General features: G+C 42.7%; 17 protein-coding genes. 14 read left to right on the top strand and 3 right to left on the bottom strand.

The features are described 5' to 3' along the window. Position 1: 1 nt before the first annotated feature. From smc to V7L05_RS05345, 8 genes are all read left to right on the top strand, one after another. Complete coding sequence (gene smc / locus V7L05_RS05380; RefSeq protein WP_335162503.1) at positions 2-3,643, top strand: chromosome segregation protein SMC; 3,642 nt, start codon at positions 2-4, stop codon at positions 3,641-3,643. A 289-nt stretch (positions 3,644-3,932) separates the two neighbouring features. Beyond that, on the top strand, positions 3,933-4,931 hold the full coding sequence (locus tag V7L05_RS05375) for a PRC-barrel domain-containing protein (RefSeq protein ID WP_335162501.1): 999 nt from the start codon (positions 3,933-3,935) through the stop codon (positions 4,929-4,931). 288 nt (positions 4,932-5,219) lie between these two features. Continuing rightward, complete coding sequence (locus V7L05_RS05370) at positions 5,220-5,732, top strand: hypothetical protein (RefSeq protein WP_335162499.1); 513 nt, start codon at positions 5,220-5,222, stop codon at positions 5,730-5,732. Between the two features lie 416 nt (positions 5,733-6,148). Then, a complete protein-coding gene (locus tag V7L05_RS05365) occupies positions 6,149-7,321 on the top strand; it encodes an AAA family ATPase (protein WP_335162498.1) in 1,173 nt (390 codons plus the stop codon). After that, on the top strand, positions 7,321-8,028 hold the full coding sequence (locus tag V7L05_RS05360) for a DUF4276 family protein (protein WP_335162496.1): 708 nt from the start codon (positions 7,321-7,323) through the stop codon (positions 8,026-8,028). Before V7L05_RS05365 ends, V7L05_RS05360 begins: the two co-directional genes overlap by 1 nt. Positions 8,029-8,129: 101 nt before the next feature. Then, the gene (gene mutS, locus V7L05_RS05355; RefSeq protein ID WP_335162494.1) at positions 8,130-10,724 is read left to right on the top strand and encodes a DNA mismatch repair protein MutS; all 2,595 of its coding nucleotides are present in this window, start codon (positions 8,130-8,132) and stop codon (positions 10,722-10,724) included. Positions 10,725-10,816: 92 nt separating this feature from the next. Then, on the top strand, positions 10,817-11,161 hold the full coding sequence (locus tag V7L05_RS05350) for a hypothetical protein (RefSeq protein WP_335162491.1): 345 nt from the start codon (positions 10,817-10,819) through the stop codon (positions 11,159-11,161). Between the two features lie 128 nt (positions 11,162-11,289). Then, a complete protein-coding gene (locus V7L05_RS05345) occupies positions 11,290-11,676 on the top strand; it encodes a hypothetical protein (RefSeq protein WP_335162489.1) in 387 nt (128 codons plus the stop codon). 2 nt (positions 11,677-11,678) lie between these two features. Here V7L05_RS05345 and V7L05_RS05340 read toward each other — a convergent pair whose 3' ends face one another. Together V7L05_RS05340 and V7L05_RS05335 are read right to left on the bottom strand one after the other, a co-directional pair. Continuing rightward, positions 11,679-11,816 (bottom strand): hypothetical protein, encoded by a 138-nt coding sequence (locus V7L05_RS05340; protein WP_335162487.1) that lies wholly within the window; start codon positions 11,814-11,816, stop codon positions 11,679-11,681. A 209-nt stretch (positions 11,817-12,025) separates the two neighbouring features. Next, positions 12,026-13,333, bottom strand: a complete 1,308-nt coding sequence (locus V7L05_RS05335) for a lipid-A-disaccharide synthase (protein WP_335162485.1) — start codon at positions 13,331-13,333, stop codon at positions 12,026-12,028. A 331-nt stretch (positions 13,334-13,664) separates the two neighbouring features. Here V7L05_RS05335 and V7L05_RS05330 point away from each other — a divergent pair, with 331 nt between their 5' ends. Together V7L05_RS05330 and V7L05_RS05325 are read left to right on the top strand one after the other, a co-directional pair. Next, positions 13,665-14,507: an Rpn family recombination-promoting nuclease/putative transposase gene (locus tag V7L05_RS05330; RefSeq protein WP_335162519.1), complete on the top strand. Its 843-nt coding sequence runs from the start codon at positions 13,665-13,667 to the stop codon at positions 14,505-14,507. 4 nt (positions 14,508-14,511) lie between these two features. After that, positions 14,512-14,754: a hypothetical protein gene (locus V7L05_RS05325; RefSeq protein ID WP_335162483.1), complete on the top strand. Its 243-nt coding sequence runs from the start codon at positions 14,512-14,514 to the stop codon at positions 14,752-14,754. A 175-nt stretch (positions 14,755-14,929) separates the two neighbouring features. Here the strand turns inward: V7L05_RS05325 and V7L05_RS05320 are convergent, their stop codons facing one another. Continuing rightward, positions 14,930-15,034 (bottom strand): DUF2283 domain-containing protein, encoded by a 105-nt coding sequence (locus V7L05_RS05320; protein WP_335162481.1) that lies wholly within the window; start codon positions 15,032-15,034, stop codon positions 14,930-14,932. Positions 15,035-15,509: 475 nt separating this feature from the next. Between V7L05_RS05320 and V7L05_RS05315 the strand changes: the two genes are divergently transcribed. From V7L05_RS05315 to V7L05_RS05300, 4 genes are all read left to right on the top strand, one after another. Further along, complete coding sequence (locus tag V7L05_RS05315) at positions 15,510-17,054, top strand: hypothetical protein (RefSeq protein WP_335162479.1); 1,545 nt, start codon at positions 15,510-15,512, stop codon at positions 17,052-17,054. Positions 17,055-17,435: 381 nt separating this feature from the next. Continuing rightward, on the top strand, positions 17,436-21,422 hold the full coding sequence (locus tag V7L05_RS05310; protein WP_335162477.1) for a magnesium chelatase subunit H: 3,987 nt from the start codon (positions 17,436-17,438) through the stop codon (positions 21,420-21,422). A gap of 114 nt (positions 21,423-21,536) precedes the next feature. Continuing rightward, entirely contained in the window at positions 21,537-21,956 is a 420-nt protein-coding gene (locus tag V7L05_RS05305; protein WP_335162475.1) for an element excision factor XisH family protein, read from the top strand. After that, positions 21,944-22,279 carry a XisI protein gene (locus tag V7L05_RS05300; RefSeq protein ID WP_335162473.1) on the top strand — a complete coding sequence of 112 codons (336 nt, stop codon included), beginning with the start codon at positions 21,944-21,946 and terminating at the stop codon, positions 22,277-22,279. Before V7L05_RS05305 ends, V7L05_RS05300 begins: the two co-directional genes overlap by 13 nt. Positions 22,280-22,292 lie beyond the last annotated feature (13 nt).

The raw sequence follows: 22,292 nt of genomic DNA, 5'->3' as shown, positions 1-22,292 counted from the left end.
TATGGTGCATATCAAGCGCGTGGAACTTACGAACTTTAAATCCTTCGGTGGCACTACTTCAGTCCCTTTGCTACCGGGGTGTACTGTCATATCTGGGCCAAATGGTTCGGGTAAATCTAATATTCTCGATGCACTGCTATTTTGCCTGGGACTCTCCAGTTCTAAGGGAATGCGAGCCGATCGCTTGCCAGATTTGGTAAATAATACTCAAAAGGCTAAAGGACGGGCTTCTCTTGAGGCTAGCGTCACGGTGACATTTGATTTGTCAGATGAAATCTCACACAAAGACACAGAGACACAAAGGGAAGAAGCAGAGGAAGCAGAGGAAGCAGAGGAAGCAGAGGAAGAAAATCCAAAATCCAAAATCCAAAATCCAAAATCGGGAGAGTGGAGTGTCACTAGACGGCTGCGAGTCACTCACCAAGGGACTTACACATCGAATTACTATATCAATGGTGAAGCTTGCACGTTAACGGAATTGCATGAGCAACTAAGTAACTTGCGGGTTTATCCTGAAGGCTATAACGTGGTGCTGCAAGGGGATGTCACCAGCATCATCTCGATGAATACGCGGGAACGTCGGGAAATTATTGATGAATTGGCGGGGGTGGCGGCATTCGATCGCAAAATTGTCCAAGCTAAATCAACTTTAGATGAGGTGAAGGAAAAAGAAGATAGCTGTCGGATTATCGAGACGGAATTAACTGCACAGCGCGATCGCCTTTCCCAAGATCGTGCTAAAGCTGAGAAATATCAAAAACTCCGCACGGAATTTCTAGCTAAACAATCGTGGGAAGCTGTTTTATCATGGCGATCGCTCCAAGCACAACAAGAAAAGTTAGTTAACGAAATTCAAACTGGCGATCGCAATTCTACTGAACTCACTACCCAACTCACAAACCTAAATTCTGAAATCGTCCAAAAAACTGCTGAACTGGAACAACTCAATGCCCATGTGAAAGCATTGGGAGAAGAGGAACTTTTGGCGGTACAATCTACCCTCGCCACCCAAGAAGCAGAACGTAAACAACTCCAGCGTCAGCTAACGGAATTAGAAACAGCTTCTCAAGAAACAGCCAAACGTCTAGCTCAAACTCAACAAGAAATTCAAAAACACCGTCTTTCCCTAGAAGAAATTGCCGAAACACACATTGTAGAGACGCGATTCATCGCGTCTTCCCAGCAGCAAAGGAATGAAGCACAGCAAGCTTTAGAAACCTCCCGCGAAGCAGCAGCAGAAATCGCCTCGGCTTCGGAAGCGTGGGTGCAGCAACAAACAGCATTCAACCGTCAAATTGAAGCTTTGCTGCAAACTCTGGAACCGCAACGCACCGAACAAGCACAACTCAGGGAACGCAATCACCAGTTACAGCAGCTGATCCAAGAGCAAACCCAGTTAATTGAACGTGACGAACCCCTTTTAGCAGAAAAACAAGCTGAGTGTAATCAAGTTGAAACGGAATTTAACGCCTCTAGCGAACCCATTCAAAATTTAGCCCAAAATCTCTCAGCCACAGAACAAGAACTGCAAATCCAACAGGAAACCCAAAAACGGTTACTTTCTGAACAACGGGAAAAACAACGCCAGTTGGATAAAATAGAGGCGCAAGCGCAGGCACAGCAAGAAGTCCAAGGAACCCAAGCTAGTAAAGTCATTTTACAATCGGGAATGCCTGGACTTTGTGGTTTAGTTGTGCAGTTAGGAAAGGTGGAACCCCGCCATCAGCTAGCTTTAGAAATGGCTGCTGGTGGACGTTTGGGACATATTGTGGTAGAAGATGATGGAATCGCCGCAGCCGGGATTGAACTGCTCAAACAGAAACGTGCAGGAAGGGCAACTTTCTTACCACTGAATAAAATTCACGCTCCCAAATTTACTCAAGATGCAACGCTACGTTTTGCCAACGGTTTCATCAACTATGCTGTTAACTTAGTCGATTGCGATCGCCGTTACAAAGATGTATTTAGCTATGTTTTCGGTAACACGGTAGTATTTGCCAACCTTGAGGCGGCGCGGAAAAACTTAGGACTGTATCGCATCGTCACCTTAGACGGAGAACTTCTGGAAACTAGCGGTGCAATGACTGGTGGTAGTAATACTCAGCGTTCGGCATTGCGGTTTGGGAATGCGGAAGCGGCGGAATCTGATGAAGCGATCGCTTTCAGAAGTCGTTTGGTGGACATTGAGCGGGTTTTAGAGCGTTGTACTGAAGCGATCGCAACTTTATCAACCAGAACCAAAAAACTCACCCAAGAACTCACAGAAGCGCGACAGGCGAGGCGCGAACAGCAGTTGCGATTGGAACAGTTGCAGAAAGATATTAAGAGTTTAACAGCGCAATTAGAGGGGACGCGATCGCAACTCTCCCAAAATAATCAAAAGTTAGCCACTGCTCAAGCTCGATTGGAAATTTTAGAGCGGGAATTACCAGGACAAGAAAATCAGTTGCAACAATTGCGACACGATTTAGCCGAGTTGGAAGCATCGCAAACCCCCAGCGAATGGCAACAAATCCAGGCGACAATTAAAATTCAAGAGCAACAATTGCAACAACGGGAGACAGCATTACGCGAAGCTGAACAAAGATTAAAAAATTTAGAAAATCAGCAACAACGTTTGCAAGAAAAAATCCAAGAAGCAGAAACGCGAATCACCGAATACGAAACCCAACAAATCTCTTGTAGAGACGCGATTCATCGCGTCTCCAGCCAAACCACAACGATAGACGATCAAATCACCCAAACCCGCGCCAACCTCAGTCTTCTGGAACAAAATTTAGGAGAAGCGAAACAAAAACGCGACGCCACAGAACTGGAAGTGCGATCGCATCTTTTGCGCCAACAACAATTGCAATGGGAAATCCAAAAACTCCAAGAAACCCAAGAGAAGCGGCGGGAGGAATTAGTTGCTTTGCAAAGTCAGTTGCGGGATGTGGGAACAGAATTACCAAATCCGTTGCCGGAAGTTCCAGATCAGGTAGACTTGGAAGAATTGCAGAAAGAATTGCGATCGCTTACCAAACGCTTACAGGCAATGGAACCTGTGAATATGCTGGCCTTGGAAGAATACGAACGCACCCAAAACCGTCTCCAGGAACTCACCCAAAAATTGCAAACCTTAGAAGGGGAACGCACGGAATTACTTTTACGGATTGAGAATTTTACCACATTGCGGCAACTTGCCTTTAAAGAAGCTTTCGATGCTGTCAACGAAAACTTTCAATCGATTTTTGCCATTCTTTCCGACGGCGACGGCTATTTACAACTCGAAAATCCCGAAGATCCCTTTAGCAGTGGACTGAATTTAGTCGCGCACCCCAAAGGCAAACCCGTACAGCGCCTAGCTTCCATGTCTGGAGGAGAAAAATCACTCACAGCCTTGAGCTTTATTTTTGCCCTGCAACGCTATCGCCCATCGCCATTTTACGCCTTTGACGAAGTAGATATGTTTTTGGATGGGGCAAACGTAGAACGATTAGCTAGAATGATTAAACAACAGTCACAACAAGCGCAATTTATAGTTGTGAGTTTGCGTCGTCCGATGATAGAATCAGCCGAACGCACAATTGGCGTTACTCAAGCACGAGGAGCTTACACTCAAGTTTTGGGGATTAAGTTACAATCATCCAATACATCTGCTTGAGTTTTTGTTAATAATAGTGTATAGATAAACCACCTAATGTGTGACTTTCTCTCAAACCTAACCACGCCAGATGCTTCAAGTCGGCACAGCCGCCCAACGCACTGGCTCCCCAACCCCTTCCTTAAAAAGGTTGGGCAGCAAAAATCAAAGCCTCTCTCCCTGTGGGGAAGCCAGTGCGTTGCGGGGGTTCCCCCCGTTGTAGCAACTGGCGTGAGAGGTTTGGAGAGGGGTGACAAGAATAAGTCGCACATCGCGTTAAACCGGATTCGAGATCAGGACTCGGTATAGAATGACCTCTGAACAGATAATTAGGCGTTCCGACATATTAAATACCCAGGTGATTACCCGCGACAACGGCAAGCGGCTAGGCATCATCAGTCAAGTCTGGGTTGATATTGATCAACGAGAGGTTGTGGCTCTTGGTTTGCGAGACAGCCTGATCTCTATTTCGGGCATACCGCGCTATATGTACCTCAACAACATCAACCAGATTGGTGATGTCATCCTGGTTGATAACGAAGATGTAATTGAAGATATCGAAGTTGAATCTCTCAGTAATCTGATTAACTGGGAAGTAATTACAGAAACAGGTGAAGTATTAGGCAAAGTTCGGGGCTTCAAGTTCAACGCCGAAACCGGGAAGCTTAACTCTATAGTCATTGCTTCTTTAGGATTGCCCCAAATTCCCGATCAAATTTTGAGTACTTACGAGTTCTCAGTGGATGAAATTGTCAGCACTGGCCCCAATAGATTGATTGTGTTTGAGGGAGCCGAAGAAAGAGTAAACCAGTTGACAGCCGGTTTACTAGAGCGCCTGGGTATCGGCAAAGCACCGTGGGAACGCGATACAGAAGAAGAATACGGCTATACTCCACCGCGACAAGTTGCACCCGGCAATCAACTGCCTAGCGGAGTGCCATTGCAGCCACCCAAGCAAAAAGTTCGCGCCCCCGAACCCGTAGCGCGGGAAGAGGAATGGAATGAAGATTATGTGGAAGAAGAAAGGCCACAGCGTCAGGTAATGAAGGCGCAGCAGTATGAATCTATTCAATACGAAGAAGATGAGGAAGAAGATAACTGGAGCGAGGCAACGGGCAGCGACAGGTATCAACAACCCCAGCAACCGCTAAAGTATGAAGCCCAGCCCTATAGTAAGCCTTATGCTGATGATTACGATGATTATGACGATGTAGAGGGCGATGCTTGGGAAGATGCACCGAAGCCCGTGAATATTCCCAAGAAAGTCAAGGAAAGACAGCCAGAATACGAAGAAGAAGGCGGATATTAATTAATTCGTAATTCGTAATTCGTAATTCGTAATTTAAGCCAAAAATTACGAATTGTTTCTCAGATCAGTTCAGCCCTCTCTTTGCAAGCAAGGAGGGGGCTAATTTTTTGGGTTTATAAAAATTTATGCGTGTATAACTACACTTTTAAGTATACGCTTAGTAGCAGCATACTAGAGTGGTAAAATAGTGTTTCATGTTTTCATTTCAAAAAACTTCTGATGATGTTCTTTTACCGCAGAATACTAATATTTTGGAGATTTCTAGTGTAACAAAAGGAGTATCGGCTAATGAAGACAAAACAGTTTATTGCATCTACTTTAACTTTGTTTGTTACAACAGTATTATGTTTTCCAGTAGTACAGTCTACTGTAGCTCAAGCTCAGACAACTAGTACTGCACCTGCTGTTTTAGTATCTCAAGTGACAGACTATCTTTTACCAGAAGACTTTAGGGTATATGTTAGCGCCCAAGGGGGTGTTGTCAACTGGCCAGCGCCTGGATATATAGAGAAAATTTTGCCCACCGTTAACAAGTACACATTGCAAGATGGTGGTTATATTGCTTGTTATTCTCACAATCAACAAGGAAGTATTTATTCTGTTGGTGGTGGAATTTATGTAATGGGTCAAATCCGATTACAAGGTGGATACATTGGGCGGATATTTCAACCCAAGGGTTATGAAGGTAAAGATATTAGTGCTGCTCAAGAATTCAAAACTCTTTGCAATCAGACATTTCCTGCTGCACGCTCTGGAGGTTGGGCTGGTGGTGATACTGGCGGTTGGTTTGGAATCCAGTAATATAGTTTTCAATAGACCTGTCGGAAATTTTATTTCGGCAAAAAAAATGGCAGAACGGAGATTTGCAATATGGAATGGGTATTTGGTGCAGTAGCAGGTCTGGGTTAACAACGAAATTTTTAGAATATGTAGCCCATATTCCGCACTTCCAAATGTCATAGTTTAATGCTTCAAAAAATCTTACAAAAAACCGTCTATATGATTAAGCATTAACACTGATATTTTATAGGCTTTTGGCGTAGGCGTAGCCCATCGTAGACAGCTAATATAACGAAGGGTAAAATATACTTGAGCGTAGGCGTAGCCCTTCCTCTCTAACATCAAGCTATCATCGGATATTGGGGAATTTCCGTGCGTAATTATTAGTATCTATGACATTAATAGAATATAGATAATTAACTAAATAGGAAAATTGAATGGAAGGTAAAAGATTTATCCGCACTCTGCGATTAGAAAACTTCCTTTCTTATGGAAGTGAGGGTGAAGAAATTGAACTGCAACCTCTAAATGTATTAATTGGCCCTAATGCTTCTGGGAAATCGAATTTAATTGAAGCAATTGGAATTTTAAAGGCAACACCCACAGACTTACCTGCCCCATTTCGCCAAGGGGGAGGGATTGGTGAGTTTCTGTGGAAGGGTGGACAGGAAAATCCAGTAGCCAAAATAGAAGCTATTGTTAATTATCCAGAAAGATTCCAACCCTTACATTATCAGTTAAGCTTCACGTCTACTAGAGGAAGGCTAGATTTAATAGACGAAGTAATAGAAAATCAGTACCAAAATTCTGTTGATAATATTCTCATTTCTTACTATCGCTATAATAGTGGGTATCCAGATTTGCGTAGGGGAGACTTATATGTTAACCCACTCAATCTGAAACTAGACCAATCTATTTTCTCTCAGCGAACAGATCCAGATTTATATCCACAACTCTCTTATCTCAGCACTACATTTTCTAATATAGCTTTATATCGTGACTGGCAAATGGGGCGATATTCAGAACCAAGAAATGCTCAAAAAACTGACTTACCCCAACATCCTTTACTAGAAGACGGGAGTAATTTAGGTTTATTTTTAAATGATTTACAATCCAAAATAGGTAGGAGAAATCCTATTGAAAAGCTGAGAAAATTTTATGAGTCAGCCGAAGAATTGGATGTAAGAATATATGGCGGTACAGTACAGATAATTATTCGTGAAGAAGGACTTATTCAACCAATTCCTGCAAATCGGTTATCTGATGGTACACTTCGCTATTTATTTTTAATGGCTTTACTGCTTGACCCAACTCCACCACCACTTATTTGTCTTGAAGAACCAGAGATTGGTTTACATCCAGATATTTTATCTACTATTGCCGAAATGCTAATCGAAGCATCACAGAGAACACAATTAATAGTGACAACTCATTCTGATGCTTTAGTTTCTGCTTTGAGTGAATATCCCGAATCAGTCATAGTTTGTGAACGAGATAAAAAAGGTAGCCACCTCCATCGTCAGGAACCTGAGAGATTGAAAAAATGGTTAGAAAAGTATACGCTTGGTGATCTTTGGCGGATGGGGCAAATTGGTGGAAATCGTTGGTAATGAAGATATACATTTACATTGAGGGTGCTGGAGATGAAGATGATACTGAACTGCTAATCAGACCACGCCCAGGTTTTCGTAGTGGGATCAGGAGTGGAAAAGAAACCACAACTGGACTACGCCCAGGTTTTATAAAATTTTTTCAAGAACTATATGATATTGCTGGTGAAAACATTAAAATATCTATCGTTATGTGTGGCTCACGGAGTGATGCTTATGAAAATTTTAAAATTGCTTTAGAGTCTCAACCAGAAGCTTTCAATGTTTTATTAATTGATGCTGAATCTCCAGTTGATTCAACTCTTACACCTTGGGAACATCTGAGAAATAGAACAGAAGATCACCCTTGGATTTTAGATGCAGTCAATTTTGAAGATGAACAGTGTCACCTGATGGTGCAAACAATGGAAGCGTGGTTTATTGCTGATCTTGATGCTTTAAGAGAGTTTTATGGTAAAAAATTTAAAGACGATAAAATTCTGCGTGGAATCAAGCAGTTACAAAACGTAGAGAAAGTTTCTAAAGCTACTCTCAAAGTATGGCTTAACGCAGCTACTCGCCACACAGAAAAGGGTAAATATCATAAAACAAGACACGCTCCGAAGCTTTTAGAATCGCTGGACGTGGACAAAGTACGTCAGGCTTCTCCATACTGCGATCGCCTCTTCACCACATTAGGCGCAACAATGGCGACATCAGCAAGCTAATATAACGAAGGGTAAAAAATTCTTGAGCGATCGCCATTCCTCTCTAACATCAAGCTATCATCGGATATTGGGGAATTTCCGCGCGTAACTCAGTAGCATCTATGACCGCTTCTCACTCTGAAACTCCATCTACCAAACCCGACGCGAGTACTTTTATTTCCGACCATCGACAGGTAGACCGCACCAAGCTAAGTCAAATGTACCTCCACTATGTCGAGACGAAGGATAAGTATCCTCACGCCGTATTACTGTATCGGGTAGGAGATTTCTTTGAATGCTATTTCCAAGATGCTGTAAAACTAGCGCAAGAATTGGAATTAGTTCTCACTAGTAAGCAAGCTGGAGAACAGGGACGAGTGGCGATGTCTGGTGTTCCGCACCACGCATGGGAACGCTACGCGACGATGCTGGTGGAAAAAGGCTATGCAGTCGTAATTTGCGACCAAGTGGAAGATGCTTCGGAAGCTGCTGGTAGATTGGTGCGGCGGGAAGTAACGCGCATCTTGACTCCCGGCACTTTGCTGGAAGAGGGAATGCTCAAATCAAGTCGCAATAATTACTTAGCAGCAGTAGTAATTGCTGCAAATCATTGGGGTTTAGCTTATGCAGACATCTCCACAGGGGAATTCCTCACAACTCAAGGTAGTGATTTAGAACATTTGACACAGGAATTAATGCGCTTGCAACCTTCAGAGGTGTTAGTTCCGACAAATGCGCCCGATTTAGGTAGTTTGCTGCGTCCGGGAGAAACTTCGCCACATCTTCCCCAGTGTTTGCCATCATCATTTTGTTATAGTTTGCGATCGCAAGTTCCTTTTTCCCAAGCCGAAGCTAGACCAAGATTATTGCAGAAATTTAAGGTGCGATCGCTCGAAGGACTCGGTTGCGATCATCTTCCTCTCGCCGTCCGTGCGGCTGGCGGTCTTCTAGAATACTTGGAAGATACTCAAAAAGAAAACCCAGTCACTCTTCAAAGACTCCGCAGCTACACTGTTACTGACTACCTAATTGTTGACAATCAAACCCGCCGTAACCTGGAAATTACTCAAACTGTCCGGGATGGCACTTTTCACGGTTCCCTACTCTGGGCATTAGATAAAACTAGTACAGCGATGGGTGGGCGGGCTTTGCGGCGGTGGTTATTGCAACCACTACTCGATATTAAAGGCATTCGGGCGCGGCAAGATACCATCCAAGAATTGATGGAAAATACGCCCCTACGTCAAGATTTGCGGCAGTTGTTACGCCAAATTTATGACCTAGAACGCTTGACAGGAAGGGCGGGTTCTGGTACAGCTAATGCTAGAGATTTAGTGGCTTTGGCAGATTCACTCTCACGCTTACCAGAATTATCCTACTTGGTCGCCCAGACGCGCTCTCCCTTCCTCAAAGCTTTGCAGAAAGTCCCAAGTGTGTTGGAAGAATTAGCACAAAAGTTACACGCGCATCTTGTAGAGTCGCCACCTATACAAATCAAGGAAGGTGGATTAATTCGCCCTAGCGTGAATTCCCTGTTGGATGAGAGGAAGGCGACTGTAGAAGCGGATCAGCAATGGATTGCTAATTTAGAAGTTGATGAGAGGGCTAAGACGGGAATTTCAACACTGAAGGTAGGATTTAATAAAACTTTTGGTTATTATATCAGTATTTCCCGCACCAAATCCGATCAAGTACCCGCTAATTATATCCGCAAGCAAACCCTGACCAATGAGGAACGTTACATCACCCCAGATTTGAAGGAACGGGAAGCGCGGATTCTCACGGCGCGGGATGATTTAAATCAGTTGGAATATGAGATTTTTACGGCGTTGCGGGAAGAGGTAGCACAAGAGGCGGAGGTAATTCGCAATCTATCTCGTGCAGTGGCTGCGGCGGATGTGTTGTGTGGTTTAGCTGAGTTGGCGGTGCATCAAGGTTACTGTCGTCCAGAAATGTTGTCAGGAAGGGAGATAAACATTGTTGATGGTCGTCATCCGGTGGTGGAACAGTCTTTACCTGCGGGTTTCTTTGTGCCGAATTCCACTCAATTAGGGAGTAGGGAATCGGGAGTAGGGAGTAGTGAAGAAGAAATTTCCCCACTCCCCGATTTGATCATTCTTACTGGGCCAAATGCTAGTGGCAAAAGTTGTTATTTGCGTCAGGTAGGATTGATTCAGTTAATGGCGCAGATTGGTAGTTTTGTACCAGCTAAGTTTGCTAGATTGGGAATATGCGATCGCATTTTCACCCGTGTAGGTGCAGTAGATGATCTTGCAACTGGTCAATCTACCTTCATGGTCGAGATGAATGAAACCGCAAATATTCTCAATCATGCCACATCTAGGTCGCTGGTATTATTAGATGAAATTGGTCGCGGGACAGCGACATTTGATGGTCTTTCTATAGCTTGGGCGGTGGCGGAATATATAGCAGTGGATATTCGGTCACGCACAATTTTTGCCACTCATTATCATGAATTGAATGAACTGGCCAGCATTTTACCGAATGTGGCTAACTATCAGGTGACAGTCAAGGAATTACCCGACCAAATTATCTTTTTGCACCAAGTTCAACCGGGAGGCGCTGATAAGTCTTATGGGATTGAAGCGGGAAGGTTGGCGGGTTTGCCTGCGGTGGTGATTCAACGAGCAAAACAAGTTATGGGGCAAATTGAGAAGCATAGTAAGATTGCGATGGGTTTGCAAAATCTGGATTGATTTCTGCAAGCCGCATTTGTTTAATAATGCAAGCCAATGTATTGCCTGATAAATTACTATTATGTAAGTACATAATGTAGATACGCTTGAAGATGAGCAACTCCTATAGCATTCGTAGTACCAAAATCGGTAACAGTGCAGGATTTAGGCTACCAGCTGAGTTTTATCGGGAGTATCCTCAGTTTGCCAATGCAGATGGTTGGATAGAGGTATTATCGTCGGATACTGCAATTTTGCGGATTGTACCGCAATCTGGTGATGATGAAGACGCAGAAGACTCAGTAATGATGCGCCTGTTTCTCGATTTTGCTATGACAGAAACGCTCAAAAATAACGCACTACAACCTTATACAACTGAAATGTCTGAAGCTGCCCGCGAACTAATTGCAGGTGTAGAATTAGACGATGAGTCAGAGGTTTTCTCTGCCGTAAAATAGCTTAAAAGAGCAGGAGAGTTGCCAAGTAGTTGAAATCTTGTTAGCATTTATGCTTAAAATTGCACAATGAGGTTTATTTAGCATCTACTGACAGCTAAAGTTGACCCTTTGCAGGACTCTCATAAGCTATGCTGACTGAAATTTTGCCTTTCCGCTTTGAGTTAGACACGATCGCGATCGCCGGAGCGAGTTTGTGGTCATTGGCGCTATATCTAGGTTTATCAAGAGTCAATGAATGGGTAATTGAGCAGCTCAATCGCTGGTTTAACTTTGCGGAGCGATCGCTTTACACCAGCCAGTCAGAATTTGAAAAGACTCGTAAAGCCAGAGAATCCCAAAACGCTTTCTACGCTTCTCTGTTCAGCATCGCGCCTTTTTTGGTAGTTGGTGCTTTATTGAACTGGGGTCTAGAAATTAGTTTAGGTGAGAGTTGGGGAATTAGTACAGGTATATTAGCTTGTATCTCCGCCGGCATTTATGAACTTGGGCGAAGAGATGGAGAATCTTCTGATTAAATTCATGCACCTTCAACAATAGCTATTTCCTCATCAGTTAATCCATAGAGTTCATACACTAATTGATTTATTTGTTGTTGAATTCTTTTTTTGGGTGGCGGTGTTTGTACTTCATCTAGTTGTTTATGGAGTACAAGCATTTGTTCAACAAGTTGAATTATGTGATTATGAATATTTTTTTCTTGAGAATTGGAAAAATCAATCAATCGAATTGGTAATTGTTCAATAAACTGAGTAAAATAACGAAAAAAGCCTAATCAAATAAGAGTCCTATAGTTCTTAAATTGGTTCGTAGTCAGCGATGAATCGCTGACTACGAACCAATTTTACTTTACCTTAATTCTAATCTTCAAAATTTATCAATTTCTTCTCTCACCAAAGTTGCTAATTTTTGGGCGGCACCGCTTTCGCCGCGAATATTGCGGAGTTTGGCGCGGATATCAGCCAATTTTTCTGGATGGCCTAATAAGTCTAAAACCATTTCTCCAACTTCTTGCGGTTGGAGTTTACCTATAAGTTCTGGAACTATCTCTTTCTGTGCCCAGATATTTGGCCATGCTAATAAACCTTTGCGTTTGACAAATCTCAGGAATAACCAATTAATCACCTTAGCAAAGGTTGTACCTACCCCTGGCAGATTTGCCAACAACCCAGGTAAACCATCCCAAGAACGCATCGCGTCAAGTTGCTGTGTTGGCAGCAAAACAATCATTGGCACTCCTAAAGCACCGAGTTCGGCAGTGTTTGCCCCCACTGTAGTTAAGCAGATGCAGCACTGGGATAATAAGTGATATGCAGGGTTTTCTTGTGACAGTTCTACAGTTAAACCTTTTGCTGTTTTTAGCGATGCCTTGCCTGTAGTGTCCTCTGAAACAATTAAGGAAGCACCGCTAAAGCCAAAAGTTTCCACAAAAGGGTTTTTTTGGGAATCGCCAAAACTAGCTAAAGTTTGTAAATCCACAGTTGGAGCGACAGGAATCACAAATTTAGTTTGGGGTCTGTTGCTGTGAATGTATTCAGCGATCGCTAACATTAAAGGTATCCCTTGGGTTAATTTTGCCGCTTTTGAACCCGGTAAGACACCAATTAAGTCAGTCATTTGTCCTCTCTTACAAAGTTCTGATGGTCGGAAACCTCCGCTCAGACTTTGCGCTTTGTCAGAGGAATTACTACTAGCTTCTAACATCAAATCTCCCACAACAGTGAATTTGTGGGCATATTTCTGCGAAACACGGGCAGCAACTTCAGCTTTCATCACGCCAAAACGATCAATCCAGTTATGCCAACGGGCTGACCATTCGGCGTAAACTACTGTGCGATATCCGAGCTTTTTGCCTATGACTACAGGGAAAATTTGATCGCCACCGAGGAAAACAATTACACCGCGACTTCTCCAGTCCCAATTCTCAAATGTTTTACCCGAAAGCAAAAATTGCCAAAAATGCTCTGCTCCCTGAACTCTGTCTACTTCTGGGTAAGAAAGAGCGATCGCTGCTTCTTTACCACTAGCATTTGAGCAAGGTGATAATATCACAGAAATCCTCACTAGAGAACGGTCATCCCCTAGTTCTTGCCGCAACGCCTTCACTACTGGACGCACCCAGGTTGTTACCTCACCTGGGCCATTTGAAAGGATCAGAATATCTACTTGAGTCATTAGTTAATCGTCAGGAGTTAGGGGTCATTAGTCAAGAGGCAAATATGACTAAATTCGTTCCGATGTCAGGGTTGACACAATTGCGATCGTTACAGTGTGTCCCAACTATAATTCCAGTGGTTTTGTGTTTGCACCAGAGCGATCGCCCTCTAGTCTGTTATTAAACTGATATAGGACTCGTATTTGATTTTTGAAAAAAATCAGTACACCCCGAAAAGGCTTCTTCCCCACTCCCCACTCCCTACTCCCTACTCCCTGTCTACGCAAAGAATTATGGCTACGCCACGCTGCGCGAACAAAAATCAAAGCAGACTGCTATATAATTTGCTCTATGTTTGATAATGTCTGCAAGTTTCTCGCAGAGTCATTTTCTAGCGACTTTGCAACTTGGCTACTCGGTGAACCAATAACTCTCACCGAACTGAGTCCTTCTGAATTATCCCTCGAACCCATCCGCGCCGATGCACTAATTTTGTTGCAGTCGGATGAACTTATCCTGCATCTCGAATTCCAAACCGCACCTAAAGCCGATATTCCCTTTCGGATGAATGATTATCGCTTACGGGCATATCGGAAATTTCCCCATAAGCGAATGCGTCAGGTGGTAATTTATCTAAAACCAACTGATTCTGAGTTAGTTTATCAAACGGAATTTGTTCTAGAAAACAGCCTGCACAGATTTGAAGTCATCCGACTTTGGGAACAGCCAACCGAAGTATTTTTCAATTCTCCGGGTTTGCTACCGTTTGCAGCTTTAAGTCAAACCAACGATCAAACGCGAACTTTAGAAGAAGTTGCTCAAGTTATTGAAGCACTAAACGACACCCGAATCCGCAGTAATATTGCTGCATCAACAGCAGTCTTAGCTGGGTTAGTATTAAATAAAGACGTGATTAAAAGAATTTTGCGGAGTGATATTATGCGCGAATCTGTAATTTATCAAGATATTCTGCAAGAAGGGCTTGCACAAGGATTAGAACAAGGGCTTGAACAGGGTATTGAACAAGGGCTTGAACAAGGGCTTGAACAAGGGCTTGAACAAAAAGCTCAAGAGATTGCCATCAAAATGATTAATAAAGGTATCAATCTGGAAATCATTGTTGATGTCACAGGTTTAACTGTCGCGCAGGTTCAAAAATTACAGGCTAAAACAGAAGGTACTCAAACTGATTGATATTATGCGCGAATCTGTAATTTATCAAGATATTCTGCAAGAAGGGCTTGCACAAGGATTAAAACAAGGTTTAGAACAAGGATTAGAACAAGGATTAGAACAAGGTTTAGAACAAAAAGCTGAGGAAATTGCAACAAATATGCTCAATGAAGGAGTTGCGATCGCATTAATTGTCCGCGTTACTGGTTTAACTGTCGAGCAAGTTCAACAATTACAGGCCCAAACGAACGATAATCAAGCTGAGTGACATAAAGGGCGGGGAACCCCACCCCTACAAATGCATCTGTCGCATTCTTTTTTCAAATTGGTATAATAATCTCCAACCTCTATTATGTAGAAATCGAATACTCTAAGGAACGTGGATTATCGATTCTTTTGGAAGCGTCTAATATTTCTAGCCCGATAATATTTCCATCTTCGTCTTAATCTAAAATTACCCCTGGCTTTTCTTCGTCACTATCTTCTATGGGTACATCACTCAATATAATTCTTAATATATCTACTTCTGGTTCATAGGTAATTTTCATGCTTCTCTCCAATATTTTTCAATCTTACTAGTTTTATTCTCTAGGCAATCGCTCTTGCTGATCTTATTCCCAACAAAACACCTATAAACGCGATAGTATCAATACTCATAGATTAATATTTAATCATATTTATAATGTCTTATAGTGACTTCTCACTGTCAAAAGTCAAACGCGACTTTAACTTAACTACGGTTGAAAATAGACGATTTTTACCAGAAACGCAGTCCATAGAACCTAGTCTTTACCTCAAAAAAGCATTAAGCGAAGGACTACCACTAACAACAGCAGCTGGTTCATCTCCGTGTCACTGGTTTGACTATTGAGCAAGTTGAGCAATTGCAAGCTAAAACTCGCGGTCATCAAAGCGCTCGCACTAATTTTCGTGCGTATTTTTGCAGTTGTCATTATATTCTAAAATAAGGCATTTTGAAAGCAGTAATTTTGTTAGAAAGCTTTTTAATTTGGATTCTGAATCATGGCAAATAATACCCAAGTTACAACAGATGAACTCCATCATGTTTTTGTACCTTATCAAATAGCCAAGCAGGGTGGAACTCAAAAATTTACTTCTAGAACAGGAAAAATCTATGAAGTAAATATTCCAGCCAACTGTACAGAAGGAACTGAAGTCCGTTTAGACAAAACATCTTCTAGCTTTTTTAATAAAATCTCTGATTTGTTTTCACAAAAAACTGTGTTCAATCAAAAGTACAGTGTTGTAACTCTGCATACCTTATTTGAGCAGAATGATAATATAGACAAAATGATATTCAAGTTGATTAATAATGCGGATATAAAATTTGAAAGTAAAACTAGATGTAGTAATATCTACACTTCACTAAGTAATGCTGAATATAAAAATGATTTGTCTGCATTAGAACTATTAGACTTTATTGTTGACTCAGCCCAGAGTGATACACATTTTTGTAGGCGATATAGTCTTGCTAGTCAAAATTTTAGGCTAATAGCAATTGCAGAATGTATTGATAAATCTCTAGAGATATCTAAGCTTAAGCAAGTTCAAAAAGAATCTATTCGAGGAGTATTTCAATGTATTAGAGCGGGTGAAAGCATATCTGATTTTACTTCTTTGAATCAACTTGACTCAATAGTACAAAACTCCTCAATCCCTGAAAACATTAAGCAATTATACTTTAACTTTAGTATTAAATCTAGGGCAATCACTGCTGACCTATTAATCGTTGATAGAATTAATACTATTACATCAAGTATTTATAGATCAGAGTTACTTTCTGCTTACTCTAAATTAAGAGATGTTGAACAAGTTAGTTGTAAAAATAATCTGAAATCACTAGATACGTTAATTCTCGACTCTGATATAGCAGATGATTGTAAAGCACTTTACAAGTTAATGCGAGAACCCATCAATTCTCAAAAAGGTAAGTCCGCAACAGAAAGCTCAATATTAGAAACAGTTCAAACAGTTTACAAGTCCGTTAAAAAAGCATCTAATATTGTTCCAAATGCTACAACCATCGCTCAGGCTACAGGAATAAAAGCAGGGACAGGGGTAGCTATTAGTTCTTTATCTGGAGGTGCGGCAACTAATGCAACCCTAGCTTTTTTAGGAGGTGGTTCTGTAGCTGCGGGTGGCTTGGGAATGTTGGGAGGACTAGCAGTAGCAACTGGAGGAGCTGCTTTAATTGGTGCGGCTGCTTTAGTATCTGTCGCCTCCCTTACTCAAATGGATTCTGAGGATCACAAGAATTTGGGAATTGCATCTGGAGCCGGAGTAGTTACAAGTGCTGCTGCTCTTAGTACAGCCTGGGCTGCTGTTGGTGCTTTTGGCGTGGCTGGCACTGGTACTGCAATTAGTACCTTATATGGGGCTGCTGCTATCAGCGCTTCGATGGCATACCTTGGAGGTATTGGTCTAATTACTGGAGGAACTGCAACAGTTGCATTTATTGCAGGTTTTGCTGCTTGGAAATTTCTGAAGGGAGACAAGAACGAGCCGAAGAAGATTTTGAAACAGTTAGAAGCTAAACTTTATTGTTAGTTAAGAAATTATAGAAATTAGCCGATGTCTACGACTGGCTATGCCTACGCATTTCGCCAAACATATCCAATTTTACAACCCGCACAAGCGGGTTTTATTTTGTCAATGCAATAACATAGCTAAATAACTATTTAACTATTAAAGATAATATTACAGAAACTTTACAAATAAGTGAGTAAATACTTTTATACACAGTAAATAATTACAAAGAAATATTTCGTTTTTTATATCAATTTGTGTCAAATAGAGGATAAAATGCCCAGTGGGTAAGCGTTTTCTGATAAAAAACACATATTGCCGAAAAATAACGAAGTCAACTGTGGCTGATGATGCCGCAAGGAACTTCCAGTAGAGAACACGCATCAAAGGAGCCGAAGAAGCATGTTCACACACGTCAAGTCCACCATTAGACACATTGCGCCAGATAACTTACGCGGACGTAATTTAATCAAGGTGGTCTATGTCGTGCTAGAGTCCCAGTACCAAAGTGCTTTGTCGCAAGCGGTTCGCAGGATTAACGCGAACAATCCCGACTTGGCGATTGAAATCAGTGGGTACTTAATTGAGGAACTCCGCGACCCAGAGAACTATGAGGAGTTCAAACGAGAAATTGAGAGTGCGAATATCTTCATCGCTTCCCTCATTTTCATCGAAGACTTAGCACAGAAAGTAGTCGCAGCAGTAGAACCACACCGCGATCGCCTGGATGTTTCTGTTGTCTTTCCCTCCATGCCAGAAGTCATGCGCCTAAGTAAAATGGGTAGCTTTTCCCTGGCACAATTGGGTCAGTCAAAAAGTGCGATCGCGCAATTCATGCGGAAACGCAAAGAAAAATCCGGCGCGGGTTTCCAAGATGGGATGCTGAAGCTTTTGCGAACACTGCCGCAAGTGCTGAAGTTTTTACCAATGGATAAGGCACAGGATGCCCGAAATTTCATGCTCAGTTTTCAGTATTGGCTAGGTGGTTCTCCAGAAAATCTGGAAAACTTCTTGCTAATGCTAGCTGATAAATACGTATTTAAAGGTTTAGAGAAACAAAATTTTGCACCTTCTACATATCAACAGCCGGTGGTTTATCCCGATTTAGGGATTTGGCATCCTTTGGCTCCCAGTATGTTTGAAGATGTCAGAGAGTACCTAAATTGGTACACAGCTCGTAAGGATATCTCTAGCGATCTCAAAGATCCCTTAGCTCCTTGTGTTGGGTTGGTATTGCAACGCACTCACCTAGTTACAGGGGATGATGCCCATTATGTCGCAATGGTGCAGGAGTTGGAAGCATTAGGCGCACGGGTACTACCTGTTTTTGCTGGTGGTTTGGATTTCTCCAAACCTGTGGATGCGTACTTCTACGAACCAAATACCAACACACAGTTAGTAGATGCAGTGATATCGCTGACTGGTTTTGCTTTAGTTGGTGGCCCAGCCAGACAAGATCATCCCAAAGCAATTGAATCACTCAAACGCTTAAACCGTCCTTACATGGTGGCGTTACCCTTAGTATTCCAAACCACAGAAGAGTGGATGGATAGCGATTTAGGGTTACATCCAATTCAAGTAGCTTTGCAAATTGCGATTCCTGAATTGGATGGGGCAATTGAGCCAATTATATTATCGGGTAGAGATGGGACTACAGGGAAAGCGATCGCACTGCGCGATCGGGTTGAAGCTGTAGCCGAACGCGCCTTAAAATGGGCTAACCTCCGTCGCAAGCCGAAGCTGGATAAAAAAGTCGCCATCACCGTTTTCAGTTTCCCGCCAGATAAAGGCAACGTCGGAACCGCCGCCTACTTAGATGTATTCGGCTCAATCTACGAGGTGATGAAAGCCCTCAGAAATAACGGCTACGACTTGCCAGAATTGCCAGAATCCGCCGAAGCGCTGCTGCAAGAAGTCATCCACGACGCCCAAGCGCAGTACAACAGCCCGGAACTCAACGTTGCTTACAAAATGTCGGTTCCTGAGTATGAGGCGCTAACCCCCTACTCTCAACGCCTTGAAGAAAACTGGGGTCCACCTCCCGGACATCTCAACAGCGATGGGCAAAATCTGCTGATTTATGGTAAGCAATTCGGTAACGTCTTCATCGGTGTCCAACCGACATTTGGTTACGAAGGCGACCCGATGCGGCTGTTGTTCTCGCGTTCAGCTAGTCCTCACCACGGTTTTGCTGCCTACTATACTTACCTAGAGCAAGTTTGGAAAGCTGATGCAGTGCTGCACTTTGGTACACACGGTTCCTTGGAATTCATGCCAGGTAAACAGATGGGGATGTCTGGCGATTGTTATCCAGATAACTTAATTGGTTCAATTCCTAACCTGTATTACTACGCAGCGAATAATCCGAGTGAAGCGACAATTGCCAAACGTCGGAGTTATGCCGAAACAATTTCTTACTTGACACCGCCGGCAGAAAATGCTGGTTTGTATAAAGGCTTGAAGGAACTCAGCGAGTTAATTGCTTCCTACCAAACCTTGAAAGATAGTGGACGCGGTGTTTCCATTGTTAACAGCATCATGGATAAATGCCGGATCGTGAATCTGGATAAGGATATTAACCTGCCAGAAACCGATGCCAGAGACATGAGTGCCGATGAGCGGGATAATATTGTTGGCAACGTCTACCGCAAGTTGATGGAAATTGAGTCTAGGTTGTTGCCTTGTGGGTTGCACGTCATTGGTAAACCTCCAAGTGCAGAAGAAGCGATCGCAACTCTGGTCAACATTGCTAGTCTAGATCGTCAGGAAGAAGGACTTCAAGGCTTACCGGGAATTATCGCTAACAGCATTGGGCGTAACATTGATGATATTTACCAAAATAGCGATCGGGGCATTTTACAAGATGTCCAGTTATTGCAAGATATCACCTTAGCAACCCGTGCAGCAGTTAGCGCCCTTGTTCAAGAGCAAATCGACGCCGAAGGGCGAGTTTCTCTGGTTTCCCGGTTGAATTTCTTCAACATGGGCAAAAAAGAACCTTGGGTAGAATCATTGCATAAAGCAGGTTATCCCAAAGTTGACACAGCCACACTCAAACCCCTATTTGAGTATTTGGAATTCTGCCTCCAGCAAGTTTGTGCCGACAACGAACTAGGGGCATTACTCAGAGGCTTAGAAGGTGAATACATCCTACCTGGCCCTGGTGGCGATCCCATCCGCAACCCGGATGTATTGCCCACAGGTAAGAATATCCATGCACTCGATCCTCAATCCATCCCAACAACAGCAGCAGTACAATCAGCCAAAATTGTCGTAGACAGGCTTTTGATCCGTAACAAGGCGGAAAACGAAGGAAAATGGCCAGAAACCATTGCCTGTGTCCTCTGGGGAACCGATAACATCAAAACTTACGGTGAATCCCTAGCCCAAATTATGTGGATGGTGGGCGTGCGTCCAGTTCCTGATGCCTTGGGACGGGTGAACAAGTTGGAATTGATATCTCTAGAAGAGTTGGGACGCCCCAGAATTGATGTGGTAATCAACTGTTCTGGTGTATTCCGCGACTTGTTCATCAACCAAATGAACCTGCTAGACCAAGGGGTAAAGATGGCGGCTGAGGCGGATGAACCCTTAGAAATGAACTTTGTTCGCAAACACGCTTTGCAGCAAGCTGAGGAAATGGGGATTAATCTGCGTCAAGCAGCGACGCGTGTTTTCTCCAACGCTTCTGGTTCCTACTCGTCAAATATCAACTTGGCGGTAGAAAACAGCACTTGGGACAGCGAAGCGGAGTTGCAGGAAATGTATCTCAACCGGAAATCCTTCTCCTTCAATTCCGATAACCCCGGAATCATGGACGAATCCCGGCAGATTTTTGAAAGTACATTGAAAACTGCTGATGCAACTTTCCAAAATCTCGATTCTTCCGAGATTAGCTTAACGGACGTTTCCCACTACTTCGATTCAGATCCTACTAAGCTTGTGGCAAGTCTGCGCGGTGATGGTAAAAAACCAGCATCTTATATTGCAGATACAACCACAGCTAATGCCCAAGTGCGGACATTATCAGAAACCGTGCGTTTGGATGCGCGTACCAAATTGTTAAATCCCAAGTGGTACGAGGGGATGTTGTCTCACGGTTACGAAGGTGTGCGCGAACTCTCCAAGCGGTTGGTGAATACAACGGGTTGGAGTGCGACAGCTGGCGCTGTGGATAACTGGATTTACGAGGATACTAATGAAACCTTCATCAAAGATGAAGAAATGCAGAAACGGTTACTGAACCTCAACCCCCATTCTTTCCGCAAGATTGTATCAACTTTGTTGGAAGTGAATGGACGCGGTTATTGGGAGACTAGCGAGGATAATTTAGATCGTCTGCGCGAGTTGTATCAAGAGGTTGAAGACCGGATTGAAGGGATAGAATAATCCCTAATCATAAATGTAGGGACGTTTTATAGAACGTCTCTACATAAAAAACGGTTTTGACAAATTGGATGGAATGCGGCTAAATGAAAATCAAATATATAATTATAGATATGTATGTCTGCTAAAGATGTCTTTCATGAAGTTGTCAAAACAGCTTTACAGAAAGATGGTTGGCAAATTACTCACGATCCACTCACAATTAGCGTGGGAGGAGTTAACCTTTCGATTGATTTAGCCGCCCAAAAGCTGATTGCAGCAGAACGTGAAGGACAAAAAATTGCAGTCGAAGTCAAAAGTTTTTTAGAAAGGTCGTCTGCTATTTCAGAATTTCATACAGCATTAGGACAGTTTATTAATTATAGAGGTGCATTACGACGGGGGCAACCAGAGCGTGTTTTGTATTTAGCAGTACCTTTAACAACTTACAAAACATTTTTTAAACTTGATTTTCCTAAAGAGATGATAGCAGAAAATCAAGTGAAAATGCTTATTTATGATGTAGAACAAGAGGTGATTTTCCAATGGATAAATTAACTCGATATCGCCAGCTTGTACAACAGATATTACATGATTATAGTGAGCAAAAACCAGCTAACGGAAATATAGAAGTTGAAACAATTTTTGATACAGAACGTGACCATTATCAAATAGTTCATGTAGGGTGGGAAGCTCAAGACTGGGTACATAGTTGTATTATTCATATTGATATTAAAGGTAGTAAAATTTGGCTTCAGTGGAATGGTACAGAAGATGATATTGCAGCTAATTTGGTAGCTGCGGGAGTTTCCAAGGAAGACATTGTGTTAGGTTTTCAGTCTCCTTTTATGAGACAGTTTACAGAATATGCAGTGAGTTAGGAGATGTTTTGAA

Origin of the sequence: Nostoc sp., assembly GCF_036917755.1 — a bacterium.
In the GTDB taxonomy this organism is placed as follows: Bacteria; Cyanobacteriota; Cyanobacteriia; order Cyanobacteriales; family Nostocaceae; genus Nostoc.
Note: the sequence above shows the minus strand (reverse complement) of the source record. Positions and strands in the feature narration are given on the sequence as shown.